Source organism: Gammaproteobacteria bacterium, assembly GCA_015709615.1.
Taxonomy (GTDB): Bacteria; Pseudomonadota; Gammaproteobacteria; order Burkholderiales; family Nitrosomonadaceae; genus Nitrosomonas.
The window spans coordinates 1,033,219-1,054,720 of the sequence record CP054179.1 but is presented as its reverse complement, the minus strand read 5'-3'; the positions used below and the strand labels follow the sequence as shown (position 1 = coordinate 1,054,720).

Here is a 21,502-nt window from a genome sequence, read left to right as displayed (position 1 = left end):
TTGTTTAAGGTTGCTTTTCCTGTAACCTCGGGCGATGCTTTCGCGGAAATTACCCTGGTGCCGGAACCCGGTTGGGCAATTCGTCTGAACAGCTTTGATCTAGCCGGCTATCCTGGTGTCGATCATCCTAATTCTCAAGTGCGCATTCTGGACGGCACCAGCAATACCATTTTGCTTGATTACTCGCCGGTCACTATTCTGGGAGCTGGCGGCACGCACAGCACGTTCACGCCGAACCTGACATTTGCAGGTCCTGTGTCGATCCGCTTCGGTTATAACGATTGGAATGTGGGAATCGATAATATCAATTTCGATCAAGTGACCGCTGTTCCAGAACCGGAAACCTACGCCATGCTGCTCGCCGGTTTAGGATTGATCGGTTTCATGGCGCGGCGCGGAAAGAAAACCGTTTAAACGGATTCAGCCATGTTTCGAGCAACCCCGTCCGAGTGGCGGGGTTTTTTTATGCAACTCACTGTCGTATCGATGTATCGCACCGGCGGTTACAGTTCCATCAACAAAAAACGGGAGCATAAGCTCCCGTTTGTGGATTTGAATAGACGAGTTTAGATGAGTTATGCAGATACTTCTTTTCTGCGATGCGCCATAAATCCCACTAAACCTAGACCAAGCAACAGCATGGCGTAGGTTTCCGCTTCCGGAACGGCGGAAATATAAGTGAAATTATCCCAGCCCAGACCGCCGCCATCGGTAATGTTGTAAATACGGATCGAAGTCACGTTATTAAATGCGGACAGATCGACCAGATCCGGAGTATTAAATATACCGCCTACCGTGATATTGTTCGTCGCGGCGAAAGCACCGTTGACGAAAACATCCACTAACGCCTGAACACCTGCATTATTGCTACCGACGGCTAAGAAAGACACGTCGGATACCGGGTTGGTGAAATTCAGAATCGTTTCGCCCACGCAATTAATGCCGGGGCTGCCGGTGCACAAGAAATTCAATCCGTCACCAATGCCGGCCTGGCTGGTAACGATATTGACGTTCGATCCTGTGGATGAAAATACCACGCCCGGATATTCGGTCGTGACGGTAGGACCGCTGACACCGACATTACCGAACTCCTCGAAGCCGATCACGGTCGGTGCGGCGCTCGCAGCGGATGCTGCACCCATTAAAAAACCTGCCGCGATTGCGTGTTTAAAAGAGTGTGTTGTTTTCATACTATTCTCCTGTTATTTAAAAGGCAGAAAGCTTGCCAAAACCGGTCCTTGCCGATAGCCGGTTTCATTGGCATGGTATGCCCGCTGCCGGTCAATTGCAAGCGGTATTTTCCAATCAGTACAGTGCGTTATGTCTATTGAGAGTTTGTCATTTCTAAAAAAGAACTGGAACAATAACCGCCAACAATTTGTTTTTTTGAGATGTGTAAGAAATCTCAGGGTTGTTTACAGAGAGGTTGATTGAAATAAGCATTGAGTATTTCATAAGGGGTTGCGTTATACAAACTCTTATGGGGTTTGACGGTGTTGTAGAAGTTAATGAAACGGACAAGTTGAATACGTCGGTCAGCAGTGTCTTTAAAACAGAATTTGTTGTGCCACATGTCCATGAGCGTGCGGATCACGCGCTCGGCTTTGCCGTTGGTCTGTGGGCGATTGATGCGAGTAAACTTCTGACCGATACCGTGTTGCCTGCAAGCTTTGACAAAAGCATGATCGTCAGTTCCTTTAAATTCCGTGCCGTTATCGGAATAAGTGCAATCGATTTGATAAGGACATTGGGCAACAGTAGCGATGAGAAAGCAAGCGGCGCTGTATTGAGTTTTATCGGGGAAGAATTCCCCGGAGAAATCATCGATGGCCACAAACAGGTACTCGCGAGGTTTATTGGCAGACTGTCCTTTCAATAATGGAAGCCGCTTGGTATCGAGGTGAACGAGCTCGCCCGGATAAGATTTGTTATAGCGCTTCGCTTCGCGCTTGAGACGTTCCTGGATGGTTTGCTCTACTTTAGCCAAACGTTTGAGGCCATACTGCAGTGTCTTGAAGCGCTGATTGGTACTGCTACGCGGAGTAAATTCCTGTAGCCTGGCTCGTTTCAGTACGTCATAAATCGTTGGACGGCTGATGTGGAAGTGTTCTGCCAGCTGAACTACCTTCCACAACCGGGTTTGATACAGCCGCCAGATTTCCTGACGATCCAATAATGTTAAACGAGTGCGTTTGTGTATGTTCATCTACAGTATTCTCCTGAATACTGTAAACAACGCTAGAAATTCTTACAAATCGGTCACCCGGATAGGATTCCGAATCGTGTAGGACGACAAGAAGTCGAACAAGTGAACGATGCTTCACACTTGCGTATGAAAAAACAGATTATGTATTGCGAGTATGTCTATAAAAATGTGGCAAATTGTCACATTGTTTTTTGCATGTTTACTCCCGGCCAATTTGTCACAGGCTGAAACGGGGAGGTGAAAGCAAGAAAGAAAGGAGTGGGAGAAGGAGTGTTTTGGAAGCAAGATAAAAGGCTGTATTACAACTAAGACAGAGGCGGAGCCGAGGCTCCGCCTTGCAATACTGCATTTTGATCCGGGATTTTACACCGGGGATTAGACGATGAAGTCGGTTGATCCGGTGAAATCCAAGCTGCCCAGAGTTGTACCCACCAGGATAATGTCTCCTGTTCCTGCTCCGTTGCTTCCTGCGGCTGCGGTCAGTTCGATACGGATATCCGCTCCGGACTGCGTGGTCAATGCCTGAACCTGTGCCAGCGATAACCCGAAACTGCTCAGGTCGATACGGTCATCACCGGTGTCATCAAAGTCCAGAATCGTCGATTCTGCGGAGGAGTTGGTGACGACAAACGTGTCTGCACCGGCACTACCACGATAGCTGGTTGCTAGGGAAGTGGAAGCGGTTATCGTGTCATTACCGGCAGCACCATCGATTTCTTCGATGTTGGCAAGGGAAGGATTGCCAGAGCTGAAATCGATAGTATCGTTACCGCTGGAACCGAAGATGCGGTCATAGCCTGCGCCGCCATCGATGGCTTCGATGGAAGTGAGGTTGTCCAGATTGCTGGTGGTACCGCTGACGAAGAAATAATCGGAACCTGAGCTGCCGAGCCAGGTATCGGAATCGCCGCCGCCATCGATTTGATCCAGCCCGTCGCCACTGCCACTGACGAGGAAGGTATCGTTACCCAGTCCACCGCTCAAGTTATCGTTTCCGGCCGAACCTCTGATGGCATCGGCATTGCCGGTGCCAACGATGGTGTCATTACCGGCAGCACCATCGATTTCTTCGATGTTGGCAAGGGAAGGATTGCCAGAGCTGAAATCGATAGTATCGTTACCGCTGGAACCGAAGATGCGGTCATAGCCTGCGCCGCCATCGATGGCTTCGATGGAGGTGAGGTTATCTAAATTGCTGGTGGTGCCGCTGACGAAGAAATAATCGGCGCCTGAGCTGCCGAGCCAGGTATCGGAATCGCCGCCGCCATCGATTTGATCCAGCCCGTCGCCACTTCCACTAACGAGGAAGGTATCGTTACCCAGTCCACCACTCAAGTTATCGGTTCCGGCCGATCCTCTGATGGCATCGGCATTGACGGTGCCAACGATGGTGTCATTGCCAGCAGCACCATCGATTTCCTCGATGTTGGCAAGGGAAGGATTGCCAGAGCTGAAATCGAGGATGTCGTTACCGCTGGAACCGAAGATGCGGTCATAGCCTGCACCGCCATCGATAGCTTCGATTCCCTCGATGTTGTCCAGATTGCTGGTGGTACCGCTGACGAAGAAATAATCGTTGCCTGTGCTGCCGAGCCAGGTGTCGGAGCCGTCGCCGCCATCGATTTGATCCAGCCCGTCGCCACTTCCACTGACGAGGAAGGTATCGTTACCCAGTCCACCACTCAAGTTATCGTTTCCGGCCGATCCTCTGATGGCATCGGCATTGCCGGTGCCAACGATGGTGTCATTACCGGCAGCACCATCGATTTCTTCGATGTTGGCAAGGGAAGGATTGCCAGAGCTGAAATCGATAGTATCGTTACCGCTGGAACCGAAGATGCGGTCATAGCCTGCGCCGCCATCGATGGCTTCGATGGAGGTGAGGTTATCTAAATTGCTGGTGGTACCGCTGACGAAGAAATAATCGTTGCCTGTGCTGCCGAGCCAGGTGTCGGAGCCGTCGCCGCCATCGATTTGATCCAGCCCGTCGCCACTTCCACTGACGAGGAAGGTATCGTTACCCAGTCCACCACTCAAGTTATCGTTTCCGGCCGATCCTCTGATGGCATCGGCATTGCCGGTGCCAACGATGGTGTCATTACCGGCAGCACCATCGATTTCTTCGATGTTGGCAAGGGAAGGATTGCCAGAGCTGAAATCGATAGTATCGTTACCGCTGGAACCGAAGATGCGGTCATAGCCTGCGCCGCCATCGATGGCTTCGATGGAAGTGAGGTTGTCCAGATTGCTGGTGGTACCGCTGACGAAGAAATAATCGGCGCCTGAGCTGCCGAGCCATTTATCGATTCCTGTACCGCCATTCAGTGTATCCAATCCATCGCCACTGCCACTTATTGTGAATGTATCATTACCTCCATCGCCAAACAGCGTGTCGTTTCCGGCAGAGCCCCTGATGGTATCGGCACCTTCACCACCGCGAAGTGTATTGGCAGTCGCATTACCGGTAATAGTATCGTTACCGAAGCGGCCATCGACTGTGACGTTGGTCAGTGTGGTGCCGGAGAAATCCAGTGTATTTCCGTTATCATCGCCGATCACATTGACGTTGGCAAAACCATTGGCGGTGATTTCCTTGATGCTGTTGCTGGATGTGAAGTTGCCTTTTAAGCCAATATTGGTTCCGTTCACCTGAGCTTTGATGACATCATCGCCGATACCACCGTTGTAGGTATCAAACCCTTCTCCCGTACCGTTGACCAAGAAAGTGTCATTACCGCCCGCACCATTGAGTATGTCATCGCCACCACCGCCCCGAATGGTGTTATCGTCGCCATTGCCGGTAATGGTATCGTTACCGAAGCGGCCATCGACGGTGACATTGGTCAGTGTGGTTGCAGAGAAATCCAGCGTCGAGCCGGTGTCATCGCCGATCACATTGACGTTGGCAAAGCCGTTGGCGCTTATTTCTTCGATGCTGTTGCTGGATGTGAAGTTGCCCTTCAGGCCGATATTGGTGCCAGCAACCTGCGCCTTGATGGCATCCGTACCATCGCCGCCGTTGTAGGTATCAAACCCTTCTCCCGTACCGTTGACCAGGAAAGTGTCATTACCGCCCGCACCATTGAGTATGTCATCGCCACCACCGCCCCGAATGGTGTTATCGTCGCCATTGCCGGTAATGGTATCGTTACCGAAACGGCCATCGACGGTGACGTTGGTCAAGGTGGTTGCAGAGAAATCCAGCGTCGAGCCGGTGTCATCGCCGATCACATTGACGTTGGCAAAGCCGTTGGCGCTTATTTCTTCGATGCTGTTGCTGGATGTGAAGTTGCCTTTTAAGCCAATATTGGTTCCGTTCACCTGAGCTTTGATGACATCATCGCCGATACCACCGTTGTAGGTATCAAACCCTTCTCCCGTACCGTTGACCAGGAAAGTGTCATTACCGCCCGCACCATTGAGTATGTCATCGCCACCACCGCCCCGAATGGTGTTATCGTCGTCATTGCCGGTAATGGTATCGTTACCGAAACGGCCATCGACGGTGACGTTGGTCAAGGTGGTTGCAGAGAAATCCAGCGTCGAGCCGGTGTCATCGCCGATCACATTGACGTTGGCAAAGCCGTTGGCGCTTATTTCTTCGATGCTGTTGCTGGATGTGAAGTTGCCTTTTAAGCCAATATTGGTTCCGTTCACCTGAGCTTTGATGACATCATCGCCGATACCACCGTTGTAGGTATCAAACCCTTCTCCCGTACCGTTGACCAGGAAAGTGTCATTACCGCCCGCACCATTGAGTATGTCATCGCCACCACCGCCCCGAATGGTGTTATCGTCGTCATTGCCGGTAATGGTATCGTTACCGAAACGGCCATCGACGGTGACGTTGGTCAAGGTGGTTGCAGAGAAATCCAGCGTCGAGCCGGTGTCATCGCCGATCACATTGACGTTGGCAAAGCCGTTGGCGCTTATTTCTTCGATGCTGTTGCTGGATGTGAAGTTGCCTTTTAAGCCAATATTGGTTCCGTTCACCTGAGCTTTGATGACATCATCGCCGATACCACCGTTGTAGGTATCAAACCCTTCTCCCGTACCGTTGACCAAGAAAGTGTCATTACCGCCCGCACCATTGAGTATGTCATCGCCACCACCGCCCCGAATGGTGTTATCGTCGCCATTGCCGGTAATGGTATCGTTACCGAAGCGGCCATCGACGGTGACGTTGGTCAAGGTGGTTGCAGAGAAATCCAGCGTCGAGCCGGTGTCATCGCCGATCACATTGACGTTGGCAAAGCCGTTGGCGCTTATTTCTTCGATGCTGTTGCTGGATGTGAAGTTGCCCTTCAGGCCGATATTGGTGCCAGCAACCTGCGCCTTGATGGCATCCGTGCCATCGCCGCCATTGTAAATATCAAACCCTTCGCCAGTGCCATTGACAATGAAGGTATCAGCGAGTGCACTACCGGTCAAGTTATCGTCATTACCACCGCCACTGATGGTGACACTAATTACGCCAGAAGCCGAGGTCAGTCCGGCCAAGTTGATGGTATCCGAACCGAATTTACCATTTATGATCAGCGTGTCATCGTTAAAGGGGCCGCTTGCCACCGCATTGAGGTTGACGTCAAACCCTGGCGTTGACGTGCTGTCCGTAATCGTTACTGTATCATTGCTATCCGTGCCATTTATTGTTTTGGTAGCCATTTTGATATCCTTTTGTAATAGAAAAAATTATTTTTGTTCATTGGCTTGCTACTACTTGTGTGATCTGGTGAATCTCATGGGTACTAACTGATACTTGTCTTCGATGCAAGTTTTGAATCTGAAGCTAACAGCCTCCAGGAAATGCAGACTAGCAGAATTCATTCTGGAGAAATAGATGGTATTTGCCTACGTAATTTACTAATTTTATTGGGATAAATATCCAGATTGTAAGAATGTAACTACAAAATGGAGGAGGTAATGAGAAGTGAAGCGTCAAACAGAAAGTTGATTAAGGAGGGGGGGGCTGTAGTAGATTAGTTGTAAGAATTCCTAACATTGTTTACAGTATTCAGGAGAATACTGTAGATGAACATACACAAACGCACTCGCTTAACATTATTGGATCGTCAGAAAATCTATTATCTCAACAAACTTCAGGATTTGTTCAGCGTTTCCCTAAAGGATCGTTTTCATTGTTTCTCAAAGAATGTGAGTTTAGATTCAATTATGGATTACCTACACATCAACTAAAAATACTCAAACTTTGGACTAGATTTAATCTGATCTACTACAGCCGCTCCTTAAGGAAAATTAATGGATTGATGGTAAGAAGTTTTGTGTTGAATTCGACCTTCATAAAATTACTTTGCCACTCGACCGCATCGTCAGCGCAATCCGTTTGCGCTTCTCATCGACTTCAACGACCTTGACGGTAACGACCTGGCCAACCTTGACGACGCTATGCGGATCCTTGACGAATTTATCCGCCAGCGCCGAGATATGCACCAGGCCGTCCTGATGCACGCCGATGTCGACGAACGCGCCGAACGCGGCGACGTTGGTGACCACGCCTTCGAGCACCATGCCGGGGTGCAAGTCCTTCATCGTTTCGATGCCTTCCTTGAACGTCGCGGTTTTAAACGTGGAGCGCGGGTCGCGGCCGGGTTTTTCCAGTTCGTGCAGGATGTCTTTCACGGTCGGCAGACCGAATTGCGTGGTGACGTACTTTTCTGGGCGGATCGATTTTAACGCGGATGAATTACCGATCAATGCCGTGACATTCAGTTTAATATCATTGAGAATTTGTTCGACCAATGGGTACGATTCCGGGTGCACGGCCGAGGCATCGAGCGGGTTGGCGCCGTTCGGAATGCGCAGGAATCCGGCCGCTTGCTCGAAGGTTTTTTCGCCTAGCCCCGGTACTTTCAGCAATTCGGCACGTTTGGCGAATCGGCCCTTGCCGTCGCGGTAAGCGACGATATTGTGTGCGATCTTGCTGCTCAGTCCGGCCACATAGCGCAGCAGCGCCGGGGAAGCCGTGTTGACGTCGACGCCGACGGCGTTGACGCTGTCTTCCACCACCGCATCGAGCGATTGCGCCAGCTGGTTTTGATTGACGTCATGCTGGTACTGGCCGACACCGATCGATTTCGGATCGATCTTGACCAATTCAGCGAGCGGATCTTGCAAACGCCGCGCGATCGACACCGCGCCGCGCAGCGACACGTCCAAATCAGGTAGTTCTTCGGACGCCAGTTCGGACGCGGAATACACCGATGCCCCGGCTTCCGACACCATGATCGAGGTCAGCTTGAGTTGCGGATAACGCTTGATCAGCTCCTTGGCCAGATGGTCGGTTTCGCGCGACGCGGTGCCGTTGCCGATGGCGATCAGCGTTGCCTGATGACGCTCAGCCAGCTGCTTTAACGTTTCAATCGCGCCATCCCAATCGTTTCTCGGCGCATGCGGATAAATCGCCGCGGTGTCGAGCACTTTGCCGGTTGCGTCCACAACAGCCACCTTCACGCCAGTGCGCAAGCCCGGATCCAAGCCGATGGTGACGCGCGCTCCGGCGGGCGGGGCCAGTAGCAGCGCTTTGAGATTCTGCGCGAACACCCGGATCGCCTCGGTTTCCGCATGCTCCTGTAAATTGCTCATCAATTCCGTTTCCAGGTGCGAGAAAATTTTTGTGCGCCAAGCGGCACGCGCCGTGTCGATCAGCCAAGCATCCGCCGCACGGTTCTGGTCGCGGATGTTGAATTGCCGCGCGATCTGTTGTTCACAAGGGTTGAGCATCAAGTTGCGGGCTTTTTCCTCCAATTCGGAATCCAGCAGCAGCTTCAATTTCAACACGCCTTCGCGCTCACCGCGCAACAGCGCCAGCGCCCGGTGCGATGGGATTTTGCCGATCGCTTCGCTGTAGTCGTGGTAATCGGTGTATTTGGTATCGCTATCTTTTTTGTCCTTGGCTACTTTCGCCGTCAGCACACCGTGTGTGCGCAGGTAGTCGCGCAACGTTTGCAACAGCGGCGCGTGCTCGGCGAAACGCTCGATCAGAATATGCTGAGCGCCTTCCAAAGCAGCAGCCGCATCCGCCACTCCGGGATTATCACCTTCTTCGGTGGTGAACGGCGCTTTCAGGTACTTGGCGGCCTCGCCAAGCGGATCGAGCCGAGGATCGTTCAGCAGCGTATCCGCCAGCGACTGCAAACCCGCCTCCATCGCAATCTGTGCCTTGGTGCGGCGTTTCTTGCGATACGGCAGGTACAAATCCTCCAGATGCGCTTTATCCGTCGCGTGCATCAACGCATCGAGCAATGGTGGCGTCATCTTGCCGAGCTTTTCAATCGCCGCAATAATCGCCGCACGCCGCTTCTCCAGCTCGCGCAAACTATGCAACCGCTCAGCTAGCAACCGCAACTGCGCATCGTCCAAACCGCCCGTTGCCTCCTTGCGATAACGCGCGATAAATGGCACCGTCGCGCCATCGTCGAGTAATTGCACAGTGGCCTGGATTTGCGAGAATTTAACCGCGAGTTCGGTGGCGAGGCGTTGTTCGATGGATGGCAGCATGGAGTGGTGTTTCGGTCGTTGAAGTGGGTAGGGATGGTAAACCAAGTGACGGCGGGATCGCAATCGGTCACGTAGAATAGCATTGACGCGACAGACCCGATTCAGATATTTTGAAATCTCTGTTTTCTGATAACTATGATACTAAGTTCATCTTTTGAGCTTTGAAAAGGAACCGGCTCAATGGGAAAAATTGATACTGTGATTGGAAAAGCTGCTACCGATATCCCAAGCGTGGCTCGATCGTGAAATCCGGGTTTTATGATAATTTATTAGAAAACTTAATCCATGACACCCTATTCCAATTTTCTTCACGATCTTCCAGCAACGGACGATGCATTCGGCCGCGAGTCTTTTGCAAAAAGTTTGGCCCGTTTTCTTGTTCTACCGAGCAAAAGCCGTGGATTGGTTGTAGGGATCGAAGGAGAATGGGGTTCAGGAAAAAGCACGCTAATCGGATTCATTGCAAAAAATCTCAGAGAAAATAAAAGAACGATCGTTATCGATTTCAATCCTTGGATGGTTAGCACTACCGGCGCCTTGGTTGAAATCCTGATCGAACAAATTGCAGCTTCAATTGGTAAGAAAGTCGCTAAAGGACAAAAAGGGATCAATGCTAGTCAGAAATTAATCAACTTTGTTCGCTTACTAAAACCACTTAAATACATTCCCGCATTATCCTGGGCTGGCCATATAGCTGAAGATGCCACTGAAGCAGCACAAGAAAATCTTGATGACATTAAAAAACTATTGCCCGACATGGATTTGGCACAAAAAAAGAATGATGTCATCAATGCACTGGAAAAATTGGATCACCCAATAATTGTTGTTATTGACGACCTTGATCGTCTTCCTGCTGAAGAAATACGGATCATGATTCAGGCAATCAAAGCTGTAGCCGATTTTCCGCAAATCACCTACCTGCTGGCCTATGATCCAAACATCATTGCCCGGGCCCTAGCCGAAAATGAAAAATCCGGTCTTTTCTATTTGGAAAAAATTGTACAAGTTGCTTATCCGCTCCCACCGCTATCAAGGAAGCAACTCAAGCGATTTGCTGACGGAAAAATTCGAGATCTGTTAAAGCAACTCGAAATCGACTTGCAGTCATATGAAAGTGATCGTTATGAAGAAGCGATCGTCTTATTGACTCAGCTATCGCGCCATCCCCGCGATGTCATCAGAATCACAAACCGGCTTTGCCTGAGCTTGCCGGCCATACAGGGTGAAGTTAATACTGCTGATGTCATCGCGTTTGAGGCTCTTTCTCAACGTTTTCCAGCGGTTCGCAAAGCAATTTATGAGCATTCGGCTGACTTTACCGGTCACCTATATCAAGGCAACATAATCAGTGAACAAGATGCATTTGATTGGGGCGTATTCCTTGGATCAAGAAAAGATGAAGCAGAACATACTTGGTTAAAACATCTACCAAAAGATGATGAACATGATCTTCAAATTGCAAACAAAACCTGCTTGTTTCTTTTTGAAAAACAAGAAAGAAATGGCGACGATTTCAAATTTGTAGATCACTTAAGAATAGCTGATCCGGATCGGTTAGCTCGCTTACTCTCATTAACTTCAATTGAAGAAGTTCCTGAAGTTAAAGATATCCATAAACTTCTGATGGAACCGGAAGAGCTAGAAAAAGAATTGAATCGCGAAGATAGCGAGGGAAAACTGTTTCTGTTGAATTGGTTGAGCGCCTATGCACCATCATGCAAAGAACCAGATATTAAAGGATGTATTGATAAACTAACAAAAATCTCACAACGATTAACTAACGACTCTCTGCTAACCAAAGAACTTACAAGGGGTATCACCGATTTAATGATACGGCTGCTGCGATTAAAATCTCTGAATTATGAACAATGCTTTCAAGACATTGTAAATAATTCACCATTGTCTATTTCTGTAATAGTGCTATTTATTGCTGTAAAAAATCAAGGAAAATGGATTATTCGACCTAGCGACAAAGTAGACACTGAACAACAATTGATCTCCAGTAGCGAATTAGTCGATCAAGCGGCGAATATCTGGCTTAATCGAGTAAGAAAATCCATTCAGGAAAATAATTTGTTTCAAGAAATTTATCTTCATCTGATTCTATATCGCTTCGCACAATTTAGCGGTAATGATTATTCCGAAGTCTACGCAGCAATTGATCAAATGTGCAGAACGGAAGATGGGCTAGATGCTTTTCTAAAAGACTTTACTCAAGAAAGCTTAGCTCGTGATTCCCACTTCACCCTTATAGAAGATGCAGAAAAACTGGTGCAATACATTCGGAGCTCATCAATTGCTAAAAATTATGAATGGTTGATAGAAATCTTGTCTGATGAAGAAATTGCTAAGAAAATTAAAGAACAACAAACGACACCGGAGCGCCGCAATAAAGAATCCTGATGCTACAGGTAAGGTAAGTTTGGTTTTTTTGCAGAAATCTTTTGGAAAGTTGTGCTTTTCACATACCTTGCTATAAATAAGGAGAGCACAGTATATCGAATCTGTGATGATCACCCGATTAAAGAAACTTACAGCCTTTTACTACTGCTTATGGTGCACAACCTCAAAGCCACTATCGCACTTTCAGTACAACTGAAAATTCACTGGATTGTTTTGGATCATGCATAGGACTTGGGTATATTTTACGATATCTTCGCGGCACGATTTGCCAAAGTTGACTGTAATAAAGTTGTGGTAAAAACCGTTATATCCAGAAATGCATCGCGGCAAATCGCTATACGGATCGTGTCGTTTCAAATGATGAGGGATGGAATATGAAATACCAACTGCCCTACACCATCACCCCGGTAATCGTAAATCTGGTTGCTGCGATCAGCGAAACCATCGGCCGCTACACCGTGCTGGCCGAGCAGAGTCTGACGCCGCGTTTGCGCCGGGAGAATCGCATTCGTACCATTCACGCTTCGCTGGCTATCGAGAACAATACGTTGACGCTGGAGCAGGTGACTGCGGTGATCGAAGGCAAGCCGGTATTGGGGCATCCGCGTGAGATTCAGGAGGTGCGCAATGCTTTTGCCGCCTACGAGGCTTTGGAGGGGTGGCACGCCAGTTCCGAGCGGGATTTGCTGTCGGCGCACGAGGTGTTGATGCGAGGCTTGATGGATGAGGTCGGATGCTATCGTTCCGGCGGGGTCGGTATTTTTCAGGGCAAACAGTTGGTACACATGGCGCCGCCCGCCAACCGGGTACCGCAACTAATGGTCGATCTGCTCAAATGGCTTGCAACGACTACCGAGCATCCGTTGATTGCCGGTTGTGTCTTTCATTACGAATTTGAATTCATTCACCCCTTTGCTGATGGCAATGGTCGCATGGGACGGTTGTGGCAAACCTTGATCTTGCGTGATTGGAAGCCTTTGCTGGTTTATCTGCCGGTGGAAACGGTGATCCGGGAGCATCAAGAAAGTTACTACCAAGCACTGGCGGCAGCCGATAAGCAAGCGAATGCGGCACCGTTCATCGCTTTCATGCTCGATGCGCTGCATGCCGCCATTCGAGAAGCAACGGGCGCCGATCAAGTAACCGACCAAGTAACCGACCAAGTTGCAGCGCTGATCCGGGGGATTGGTAACGGTGAAATTAAGCAGCGGTGATTTGATGCAGGCTTTAGGACTCGTGCATCGCCCGACTTTTCGGGAAAATTATTTGAATCCAGCATTGGCGGGTGATTGGATCGAGCGCACAGAACCGGATTTACCGCGCAGTCCCAAACAGCGTTATCGATTGACCGTTAAGGGAAGGGACTGGTTGCAGTGGCATGCCGATCAATGAACCGGATTTAACGATCAAGTAAGCTGACGGTTTCCTGCCGTTTCCAATCCACCCCCGCACTTCCAGCACAACTGAAAATTGGCCGGATTCTCCTCGCCGCAGGAGGGGCATTGCACGTTGCCGGTAGTGACCGGGGTATTTTCGTAGGTTTCAATCACCTGTTTGCCACGTTCATAATCCTCATCGCGCTTGATCCATACTTCCGGGCAGGCGTGGTGAACCGGTATTTCTCCGGCCATGCCTTGCGCGTATTGGTTGAAAATTTGCGCCGGAATGTAGGCGTGTGCGAGTAGATCAAGTACTATCTGCGCTTCCATCAGATTATTGGCGGAATAAATTTTTTTCATGCCGTGATGAGTACCCAACAGATCAATCGATTAACTGACAAAAACTATGTGGTTCAGAAATATACAAGCTTATCGTATTACCGGCGGGAATATAACTCCGGATAGCCTGGAACAGGCGTTGTCGCAGCATGCGCTGCAACCGTGCACGCAAATGGAGCCGCAGAGCCGCGGCTGGTTGACGCCGCGCGACGAGCAGCCGAATTTTGTCCATGCCTACGGCCAGCATTGGCTGATTGCGTTTGGGGTGGAGAAGAAGCTGCTGCCGGCCTCGGTGATCAATCAACACGCCAAGAACCGGATCACGCAAATCGAACAGATGCAGGGGTATAAAGCGGGCAAGAAGCAAATTCGCGATATCAAAGAAGCGACCGTGATCGAGCTGCTGCCACGCGCGTTTGCGCAGCGCCATAAAACCTACGCCTGGATCGATATGTTGAATAACCGGCTGATTCTGGATACGTCCAGCGCCAACAAGGCCGAGGAATTCATCGAAGTGCTGATTAAAACGGTGCAGGGCATCACGCTGGCGCCGCTGGATACCAAGATTTCACCGTCGTCGGCGATGACGCGCTGGTTGAGCGGCGATGATTTGCCGTCGATTTTTACCGTCGACCGCGATTGCGAATTGCAGGGGATGAGCGATGAAAAAGAAATCATCCGATATTCCCATCACATCCTGGAAGCGGAGGAAACCGCGCGCCATATCCGCGCCGGCAAGAAAGCGATCAAGCTGGCGCTGACCTGGGACAGCAAGATTTCGTTTGTGCTGCAAGACAACCTGCAACTGCGGCGCATTGCACCGCAGGATATTCTGAAGGAGTCCACCGAGAGCGCGGAAGAATTGTTTGTCAGCGATTTCACCATCATGACCGGTGAACTGAGTCAGTTGATCACCGACCTGATCGATGCCTTGGGCGGCGAAGACCGCGATTGACCGGCTGCTGGCGCAAACCGGTTATGATCGTTTCAATTTGCGCTATTTCTTGCTTTGATCATTGATTCCCGACAGCACACCGCTGGCGATTTTGCCGATGATGTCCGCCGTGGTGTGCGCCAAGCTGGCGCCGGTTTCCAATTGCGCATGTCCGACGGAAGCGACTTGCTGCGCAAACGTCGCCAGCGTTTCCTTGAGTTGCGAACCGACTGCGGTACCGTTGTTTTTCGCATGGCGGCTTAAGTCGTGCAGGACATCGGATAGCAATCCCTGCGCCGCCGTGGCGGTCTGATGCAAGGTATCCAGGAACAGATTTTCCAATCCTTCGAGGTCGGAACGGGTGCGCGTCAATTCCTGCTCGGAGAATTTCTTCGCTTGGCCGGCCGCTTCTTCAACAGCCAGCTTGGAGGCTTGTGCGAAACCGGCCAGCGCCGCGTCCAATCCGGCAACTGCCTCGGTAACTTGCGATTTCGCCGCTTGGGTCTGGTCGGCGGCGTGTTGTAATTGTTGCGTCGCGCCGTCGTGCACCCCTTGCAACACAGCGGTGACGATGCGTTGTAACGAATCCAAATCGATGTTTTTGGCATTCATGGCTTTCAGCGTCAACCGATGCACCGTTTCCTTGACATGCGTACCGTTGGCAAGCGCTTCACGAATTTCGGCTTCCAACGATTTAAGATCATCGCCGGATTGATGACTGGATTGACCGGTATTTTGATTTTCCATGATGATGCATCCTTTATAAGAATAAGAAGGGTGAAAAGATAAGGCCCGTTTTTATTGTCCTCTGCTACTCGTCAGTTGGTCAAGACCATTCATGTAAGGGCGCAACACTTCCGGGATGGTGACGCTGCCGTCGGCGTTCTGATAGTTTTCCAATACCGCCACCAGCGTGCGCCCCACGGCCAGGCCGGAGCCATTCAACGTGTGCACCAGCGCCGGTTTGCCGTTTTCGTTGCGGAAGCGCGCCTGCATGCGCCGTGCCTGAAACGCTTCGCAATTGCTGCACGAGGAGATTTCGCGGTAGGTGTTTTGCCCCGGCAGCCACACTTCGATGTCGTAGGTTTTTGCCGCCGAGAAGCCCATGTCGCCGGTGCATAGCGTCATGACGCGGTACGGCAAGCCGAGTTTCTGCAGGATTTTTTCCGCGTGCCCGACCAGCTGTTCCAACGCGTCATACGATTGATCGGGATGCACGATATGCACCAGCTCGACCTTATCGAATTGATGCTGACGGATCAGCCCGCGCGTGTCGCGGCCGTAGCTACCCGCTTCGGAACGGAAACACGGCGTGTGCGCCACGTATTTCAGCGGCAGCGACTGCAACGGCACGATTTCATCGCGCACCATGTTGGTGATGGGTACTTCCGCAGTCGGAATGAGGTGGTACTCCGGCGTGCCGGCGGAATCCACGCCACCGGCGTAAACGGCGAACAAATCCTGCTCGAACTTCGGCAGTTGCCCGGTGCCGCGCAAGCTGTCACGGCTGACCAGATAGGGCACGTAAGCTTCCTCGTAGCCGTGTTCCTGCGTATGCGTATCCAGCATGAACTGCGCCAGAGCCCGGTGCAGGCGCGCCAAGCCGCCTTTCATCAGGCTGAAACGTGCACCGCTGAGTTTGGCGGCGGTCTCAAAATCCAGTAAGCCCAAACCTTCGCCGACGCTGACATGATCCTTGACTTCGAAATCGAACGATCGCGGTTCGCCCCAGCGGCGGATTTGCACGTTGCCGGTTTCATCCTTGCCCTCCGGCACGCTGGCGTGCGGCAGATTGGGTACTTCCAGCAGTATTTTCTGCAGTTGCTGCTGAATCTGCTCGAGGTGATCTTCCGCTTGCTTCAAGGCATCGCCCAGATTGGCGACTTCGGCCATGATAGCGGAAACATCCTCGCCCTTGCTTTTGGCCTGGCCGATTCTTTTCGATGCCGAATTACGCTGCGCTTGCAGTTCCTGCGTTTGCGTCTGGATTTTTTTGCGTTCCGCTTCCAGCGCATTGAAGGATTCCACAGGAAAAACGAATCCGCGCTTGGCGAGTTGCTGTGTGACGTTGTCCAGGTCGGTGCGTAATTGTTGAATTTCTAACATGCAAGGGCTCCAAGATTAATCGATGTAAACAAGTACTATGGAAGTTCTGGAAAAGGTAGCGAGGACGGTCAGGCAAGGCGAAATCGGGCGAAAAAGCGCAGTTTACAAGGTGTAAATGAGCATTTTGAGTCTGATTTCAACACAGCATGACCGAGCGCAGTCATTTTTCAGAGCTTCCTTATATTTTATGCCGGGCTTTCTCATCCAAGTTGCGCAAATAAGCCAGCTTTTCCCGGATTTTCTGTTCCAGGCCGTAAGCGGTCGGCTGATAAAAACTGACTTCGGGCATGTCGTCCGGGAAATAATTTTCTCCCGCAGCATACGCATCCGGGCAGTCGTGTGCGTAGCGGTAAGCATCGCCGTAGCCGATGTCCTTCATCAGCTTCGTCGGCGCATTGCGCAGATGCAGCGGCACGCGCCGCGATTTATCGTGGGCGACAAACGAGCGCGCCTTATTGTAAGCCAGATAAGCGGCGTTGCTTTTCGGCGCGCAGGCCAGATACAAAACCGCTTGCGCCAATGCCAGCTCGCCTTCCGGGCTGCCCAGCCGTTCAAAAGTCTCGCATGCGTCCAGCGTCAGGCGAAGCGCGCGCGGATCGGCCAGGCCGATGTCTTCGGTCGCCATGCGCACCAGCCGCCGCCCGATATACAACGCATCGGCACCACCGTCGAGCATGCGGCACAGCCAATAAAGCGCCGCGTCCGGCGAAGAGCCGCGCACCGATTTGTGCAGTGCGGAAATCTGATCATAAAACGCATCACCGCCTTTATCGAAGTTGCGCGCATTGCGCGACAGGGTATTCACGACCAAATCCTTGTCGATAGACGTGATGCCTCCGGTTTCCGCCGCGGTTTGGATTTGTTCCAGCAAGTTCAACAGACGGCGGGCGTCGCCGTCGGCAAATTCGATCAGCAACTGCCGCGCGTCATCGGTGAATTGCAGATTGCCGAGCGCCAGCTTTTGCGCGCGCTCGAATAATTGCGCCAATTCCGTTTCCGATAGGGTGGTCAGCACATAAACCTGCGCGCGCGACAGTAACGCGTTATTGACTTCAAACGATGGGTTTTCCGTAGTTGTGCCGACAAAGGTGATCAAGCCTTGTTCGACGTACGGCAGAAAAGCATCTTGCTGCGATTTGTTGAAACGATGCACTTCGTCGACAAACAGGATGGTATGCCGTCCGCTTTGTTGCAACGTCAGTTCGGCTTGCTCGATGGCGGCGCGGATGTCCTTGATACCCGATAATACTGCGGACAGTGCGATGAATTCGCTGTTGAACTCGGTCGACATGATGCGCGCCAGCGTAGTTTTACCGGTTCCCGGGGGGCCCCACAAAATCATCGAATGCGGTTTGCCCGATTCAAACGCCAGGCGCAACGGTTTTCCGGCTCCGAGCAAATGGCTTTGCCCGATAATGTCGTTCAGATGCTTGGGGCGTAACTGCTCGGCCAGCGGTACTTTGGGTTGATGCGGTGCAAACAGGCCGGAGTCACTCACGGATGACGTCGGCCTTGTCGGGTGGTGTGAATTTGAACAAATCGGCGGGCAGCGCGGGGTTTTTGTCCAAATCAGAAAAGGACAGGATAGTGGTCTGGCCGAAACTATCGCGCAATGCCATGATTCTGAGCGTGCCGTCCGGCGAGAAAGCCATCTGGATGAATTCAAACGCGCTTTCCTTGCTTTTCGGGACGGCTTCGAGCCATTCCATGTCGTTTTGCACACCCAGCTCGATCAACTCGAAATTGTCCTCGATGGCGCTGCTACCCGCCAATAGCGCGGCCGGACTGCTGCCGATGGCGATATTGAATGGCCGTTCGGTGACTTGATTCAAATCGCGGTCGTAAAACCACACTTTGCTGCCGTCGCCGACGATCAATTGTTCGTGCGGTTTTTCATAGGTCCAGCGGAACTTCTCCGGGCGCTCGAATTGCATCGTGCCTTTCGATTCTTGTATCGTGCGCGCACTTTTGTCGTACACCGTCTGGGAAAAGTTTGCGCGTACCGTGCGCGTTTCCTGGATGAACGTTTTCAGGCTGGCAATGGCGGCCGCTTCGGTGCACAGCGGTATCAGGCTGCCAAAGAGCAGAAGCAAAACAAAGCGGCTTGAGCGGAGCATAAAATTCCTAATCTGTCGTTGTGAATTAAAGTAGGGTATCGCAGCTGGAAGGCGGATCATTCGTTGCGCGCCGGAGCCAATACTTCCCGGTTGCCGTTGCTTTGCATCGATGAGACCAAACCGGCGCGCTCCATGTCTTCGATGAGGCGGGCGGCGCGATTATAGCCGATGCGCAAATTCCTCTGCACCAGAGAAATCGATGCGCGACGGGTTTTGACGACGATAGCGACCGCTTCGTCGTAAAGTGGATCGGCTTCCCCTTCCGATGGTTTTTTGATTTCAACCGGACCGTTACCATCGTTTTCTCCATCACCGGCTTGCAGGATTTCTTCGATGTAGTCCGGCTCGCCGTGTTCTTTTAGGTACTCCACGACTTTATGCACTTCGTGATCGGCGACAAACGCGCCGTGCACGCGTTGCGGGTAGCCGCTGCCGGGCGGCAGATACAGCATGTCGCCTTGGCCGAGTAAGGCTTCGGCACCCATTTGATCGAGAATGGTGCGCGAATCGATTTTGCTCGACACCTGAAAGGCGATGCGGGTCGGAATGTTGGCTTTAATTAGACCGGTAATCACATCGACCGACGGGCGTTGTGTCGCCAGCAGCAGATGGATGCCGGATGCGCGCGCTTTTTGCGCCAGCCGGGCGATCAAGTGTTCGACTTTTTTACCGGCGACCATCATCAGGTCGGCCAATTCGTCGATCACCACGACGATGAGCGGCAGTTCGCCGAGATATTCGGCTTCTTCCCCGGGTGGCAGCAAAGGATTGACCACAGGCTCTTCATTTTTGGCCGCTTCCTGGATTTTTTGATTGTAACCGCTGAGATTGCGCACACCCAGCGCTGACATCAGCTTATAGCGCCGTTCCATTTCACCCACGCACCAGTGCAGCGCACTGGCGGCCTCGCGCATGTCGGTGACCACCGGTGTCAGCAAATGCGGAATGCCTTCGTACACGGATAGTTCCAGCATTTTCGGGTCGATCAGGATCAGGCGGGTTTGTTCCGGCGTGGTTTTATAAATCAAGCTTAGAATGACTGCGTTGATCGCAACCGATTTGCCCGAACCGGTGGTTCCGGCGACCAGTGCATGCGGCATTTTGGCCAGATCGGAGACGATCGGACGGCCGCTGATATCCTTACCCAAAGCGATAGTGAGCGGGGAAGCGGAATCGGCGTAGACCTGCGAACTGAGAATTTCCTGCAAGCGCACAATTTGCCGCTTTGGATTTGGGATTTCCAATCCCATGCTGGTTTTGCCCGGAATGGTTTCGACCACGCGGATGCTGGCCACGGACAATGCACGCGCCAGATCTTTGACCAGATTGATGACCTGATTGCCCTTTACGCCGACGGCGGGCTCGATTTCATAGCGGGTGATGACCGGACCGGGAAAGGCGGCGACCACTTTGACGTCGACGCCGAATTCCTTGAGTTTGCGTTCGATCAAGCGGGATGTGAATTCGAGCGTTTCCTTGGACAGCACTTCAAAGTCTTTTTCCGGCTCATCCAGCAGATGCAAAGGCGGCAGCGGTGAGTCGGGGAGGTCGGAGAACAGCGAGGGTTGTTTTTCCTTGACGATGCGCTGCGACTTGATGATGGTCGTCGTCGGCGGTTCGATATGCAGCACCGGTGTGCTTTCGATGCGTTTCTTTTCAGTTTCGACGATTTTTTTGCGCACTTGTGACGCGATCATGCCGGCCAGTTTATCTTGCCGGGTTTCCCAGGTTTCTTTTAGCAGCAACAGCAAATTTTCAATGCTTTCACCGATTTTTTCCACAAAACGCACCCACGACAAACCGGTAAACTGACTGAAACCGACCGCGATCAGGATCAGCAAGGTTAGTGTCGCGCCGGTAAAGCCGAGGATTTGCGCCAGATAATGGCTGATGGTGTTACCCAGCATGCCGCCCGGCATCAACGGCAATGCGATGTTGATGGAATAAAACCGCAGCGACTCCAATCCACTGCTGGCGGTCAGCAGTAAGAAAAAACCACCCAAGGTCAGGAACAGGGAGTGACGGTCAAAAATTCCGGCGGTGTCGATGCGGCGGTAGCTCCAGGCGATTGCGGAGAGAAAGAAGGCCACCCACCACCAGGCCGACGCGCCGAACAAGTACAGCAGCAAATCCGCCAGCCACGCACCGGCGTGCCCGCCGGCATTCCGCACTTGATTGAAATCACCGCTATGCGACCAGCCGGCGTCGCCGCGGTCGTAACTGAAAAATATCAATACCAGATAAAGCGCGGCGCCCATCAGCATCAGCAAACCGGATTCCCGCAATAACCGGGCGACTCTGGGTGAGAAGGAATGGCCGCTTGATTTCTTGGCCATCGGCTTGTTGATTAAACTCATGGGTATCTCAGGAAGGAATCATTGGGTCTGACGGATACGCTGAATTATATAAGAGAATGCGCAGTAATTTTTCAATACTGCGGTAAATGCATTTTATTACCGTGCCGACAGACAGTTGCAAATGGCTGGGGAGGGTATCAGCG

The 21,502-nt window shown here is 51.7% G+C and carries 12 protein-coding genes and 3 pseudogenes; 5 read left to right on the top strand and 10 right to left on the bottom strand.

Annotated elements, in window-relative coordinates; all coding sequences use genetic code 11:
- Positions 1-315 precede the first annotated feature (315 nt).
- A pseudogene (locus tag HRU77_05135) lies at positions 316-414 on the top strand (PEP-CTERM sorting domain-containing protein).
- 161 nt (positions 415-575) lie between these two features.
- Here the strand turns inward: HRU77_05135 and HRU77_05130 are convergent.
- The 3 genes from HRU77_05130 to HRU77_05120 all read right to left on the bottom strand — a co-directional run bounded on the left by HRU77_05130 (position 576) and on the right by HRU77_05120 (position 6,871).
- Entirely contained in the window at positions 576-1,142 is a 567-nt protein-coding gene (locus tag HRU77_05130; GenBank protein ID QOJ22067.1) for a PEP-CTERM sorting domain-containing protein, read from the bottom strand.
- 263 nt (positions 1,143-1,405) lie between these two features.
- Positions 1,406-2,206 carry a transposase family protein gene (locus tag HRU77_05125; GenBank protein QOJ20130.1) on the bottom strand — a complete coding sequence of 267 codons (801 nt, stop codon included), beginning with the start codon at positions 2,204-2,206 and terminating at the stop codon, positions 1,406-1,408.
- A 375-nt stretch (positions 2,207-2,581) separates the two neighbouring features.
- Entirely contained in the window at positions 2,582-6,871 is a 4,290-nt protein-coding gene (locus tag HRU77_05120) for a calcium-binding protein (GenBank protein QOJ20129.1), read from the bottom strand.
- Positions 6,872-7,335: 464 nt separating this feature from the next.
- Here HRU77_05120 and HRU77_05115 point away from each other — a divergent pair.
- A pseudogene (locus HRU77_05115) lies at positions 7,336-7,419 on the top strand (IS1595 family transposase).
- 85 nt (positions 7,420-7,504) lie between these two features.
- Here HRU77_05115 and HRU77_05110 read toward each other — a convergent pair.
- Complete coding sequence (locus tag HRU77_05110; protein QOJ20128.1) at positions 7,505-9,724, bottom strand: RNA-binding transcriptional accessory protein; 2,220 nt, start codon at positions 9,722-9,724, stop codon at positions 7,505-7,507.
- Positions 9,725-10,009: 285 nt separating this feature from the next.
- Here HRU77_05110 and HRU77_05105 point away from each other — a divergent pair, with 285 nt between their 5' ends.
- Both HRU77_05105 and HRU77_05100 read left to right on the top strand, forming a co-directional pair.
- Positions 10,010-12,127: an AAA family ATPase gene (locus tag HRU77_05105; GenBank protein QOJ20127.1), complete on the top strand. Its 2,118-nt coding sequence runs from the start codon at positions 10,010-10,012 to the stop codon at positions 12,125-12,127.
- Positions 12,128-12,501: 374 nt separating this feature from the next.
- Positions 12,502-13,519, top strand: a pseudogene (locus HRU77_05100) (Fic family protein).
- A 14-nt stretch (positions 13,520-13,533) separates the two neighbouring features.
- Here HRU77_05100 and HRU77_05095 read toward each other — a convergent pair.
- Positions 13,534-13,866, bottom strand: coding sequence for a DUF2007 domain-containing protein (locus tag HRU77_05095; protein QOJ20126.1), 333 nt, complete (start codon positions 13,864-13,866; stop codon positions 13,534-13,536).
- Positions 13,867-13,912: 46 nt separating this feature from the next.
- On the opposite strand from HRU77_05095, the gene HRU77_05090 reads away from it, so the two are divergent.
- Entirely contained in the window at positions 13,913-14,800 is an 888-nt protein-coding gene (locus tag HRU77_05090; protein QOJ20125.1) for a recombination-associated protein RdgC, read from the top strand.
- A 42-nt stretch (positions 14,801-14,842) separates the two neighbouring features.
- Here the strand turns inward: HRU77_05090 and HRU77_05085 are convergent, their stop codons facing one another.
- From HRU77_05085 to HRU77_05065, 5 genes are all read right to left on the bottom strand, one after another.
- Entirely contained in the window at positions 14,843-15,526 is a 684-nt protein-coding gene (locus tag HRU77_05085) for a hypothetical protein (GenBank protein QOJ20124.1), read from the bottom strand.
- A 51-nt stretch (positions 15,527-15,577) separates the two neighbouring features.
- Complete coding sequence (gene serS, locus HRU77_05080; GenBank protein QOJ20123.1) at positions 15,578-16,885, bottom strand: serine--tRNA ligase; 1,308 nt, start codon at positions 16,883-16,885, stop codon at positions 15,578-15,580.
- 178 nt (positions 16,886-17,063) lie between these two features.
- Entirely contained in the window at positions 17,064-18,383 is a 1,320-nt protein-coding gene (locus HRU77_05075; protein QOJ20122.1) for a replication-associated recombination protein A, read from the bottom strand.
- Positions 18,376-19,002, bottom strand: coding sequence for an outer membrane lipoprotein chaperone LolA (gene lolA / locus HRU77_05070; GenBank protein ID QOJ20121.1), 627 nt, complete (start codon positions 19,000-19,002; stop codon positions 18,376-18,378). The genes HRU77_05075 and lolA overlap by 8 nt, the downstream gene beginning before the upstream one ends.
- Positions 19,003-19,058: 56 nt before the next feature.
- Complete coding sequence (locus tag HRU77_05065; protein QOJ20120.1) at positions 19,059-21,359, bottom strand: DNA translocase FtsK 4TM domain-containing protein; 2,301 nt, start codon at positions 21,357-21,359, stop codon at positions 19,059-19,061.
- Positions 21,360-21,502 lie beyond the last annotated feature (143 nt).

Excerpts from the sequence above, each read along its gene's own strand:
- lolA (QOJ20121.1), bottom strand. The coding sequence starts at position 19,002 with ATGCTCCGCTCAAGCCGCTTTGTTTTGCTTCTGCTCTTTGGCAGCCTG.
- serS (QOJ20123.1), bottom strand. The coding sequence starts at position 16,885 with ATGTTAGAAATTCAACAATTACGCACCGACCTGGACAACGTCACACAG.
- HRU77_05105 (QOJ20127.1), top strand. The coding sequence starts at position 10,010 with ATGACACCCTATTCCAATTTTCTTCACGATCTTCCAGCAACGGACGAT.
- HRU77_05120 (QOJ20129.1), bottom strand. The coding sequence starts at position 6,871 with ATGGCTACCAAAACAATAAATGGCACGGATAGCAATGATACAGTAACG.
- HRU77_05085 (QOJ20124.1), bottom strand. The coding sequence starts at position 15,526 with ATGGAAAATCAAAATACCGGTCAATCCAGTCATCAATCCGGCGATGAT.
- HRU77_05130 (QOJ22067.1), bottom strand. The coding sequence starts at position 1,142 with ATGGGTGCAGCATCCGCTGCGAGCGCCGCACCGACCGTGATCGGCTTC.
- HRU77_05065 (QOJ20120.1), bottom strand. The coding sequence starts at position 21,359 with ATGAGTTTAATCAACAAGCCGATGGCCAAGAAATCAAGCGGCCATTCC.
- HRU77_05095 (QOJ20126.1), bottom strand. The coding sequence starts at position 13,866 with ATGAAAAAAATTTATTCCGCCAATAATCTGATGGAAGCGCAGATAGTA.
- HRU77_05110 (QOJ20128.1), bottom strand. The coding sequence starts at position 9,724 with ATGCTGCCATCCATCGAACAACGCCTCGCCACCGAACTCGCGGTTAAA.
- HRU77_05090 (QOJ20125.1), top strand. The coding sequence starts at position 13,913 with ATGTGGTTCAGAAATATACAAGCTTATCGTATTACCGGCGGGAATATA.
- HRU77_05125 (QOJ20130.1), bottom strand. The coding sequence starts at position 2,206 with ATGAACATACACAAACGCACTCGTTTAACATTATTGGATCGTCAGGAA.